Annotated in this window: 1 protein-coding gene; it reads right to left on the bottom strand. The window is 60.4% G+C overall.

The features are described 5' to 3' along the window. Positions 1-12 precede the first annotated feature (12 nt). Positions 13-1,163: IS66 family transposase (locus tag EV561_RS36975; protein ID WP_132528787.1), on the bottom strand; the 1,151-nt coding region annotated here is incomplete at its 5' end.

Raw genomic sequence — 1,163 nt, 5'->3', positions numbered from 1 at the left:
AAGCCACCATCGTCAGGCCGCCAGCATGACGGTTGCCGGCGATGCGCGTTTCCACTCCCAGGGCAGCAGTTCGTACAGGCGCGTGACAGGATGGTCGGCGATGCGAGCCAGGACATCGGCAAGCCACGCCTTTGGGTCGACATCGTTGAGGCGGCAGGTGGTGATGACGGTCAGCATGACAGCGGCACGATCGGCCCCACGCTGGGAACCGGCGAAGGTCCAGTTCCGTCTTCCCAATGCGACACTTCTCAGCGCCCGCTCGGCTGCGTTATTCGTGAGACAAACTCTCCCGTCTTCGAGGAAGAGGGCAAAGCCCTCCCAGCGCTTGAGCATGTAATCGATCGGCTCGATGACCTCGGACGATCTGCTGAGCGTGGCGCGTTCCTTCGTCAACCACTCGTGCATGTCATCGAACAGTGGCTTGCTCTTCTCCTGCCGCACAGCCAGTCGTTCTTCGGCGCTCAAGCCGTTGATCTGCCGCTCAATCTCGAACAACGCGTCGAACCGTTTGACGGCCTCAAGCGCGATCGGCGAGATCGGCTTGCCCTTGCGTTTGCGATCTCGCGCACTTTTCTGGATATCGGCCAGCTCAAAGAATTTCCGCCGCGCATGCGCATGGCAAAAGGCGAAGGTGATCGGCACCTCTTTCATTGCGGCAACAGTGATCGGCTCGAAGCCATTGTAGCAATCGCTCTGGAGAATGCCGCCATACTCGGCCAGGTGCTTCTGCGGATGTTCGCCGCGGCGGTCACTCGAAGCATAGTAGATTGCCGCCGGCGGCGCTGTTCCCCCAAACGGCCGGTCATCGCATACGTAAGTCCATATGCGTCCGGTCGTGCATTTGTCTCTGGCCTGAATGGGAATGGTGGTGTCATCACCGTGAAGACGCTCGGCCGCAAAGACATGCGCCTCGATCAGATCGAAGACAGGCATGAGAGCGGCTGTTGCGTACCCGACCTGGTCGGCCAGCGTCGAGGTCGAAAGATCGATCCCCTCGCATTTAAACCGGGCACTTTGCCGGTTGAGCGGGCTGTGCATGCCGAACTTGTCGAACAGGATCGTCGCCAGCAGATGAGGACCGATGAAGCCGCGCGGCGTGGCATGGAACGGTGCTGGTGCCTGGCTGATGCCTTCACAGTCACGGCACGTGAACTTTTCCCGCA

This window comes from Rhizobium sp. BK376 (assembly GCF_004341625.1).
Taxonomy (GTDB): domain Bacteria; phylum Pseudomonadota; class Alphaproteobacteria; order Rhizobiales; family Rhizobiaceae; genus Rhizobium.
Note: the sequence above shows the minus strand (reverse complement) of the source record. Positions and strands in the feature narration are given on the sequence as shown.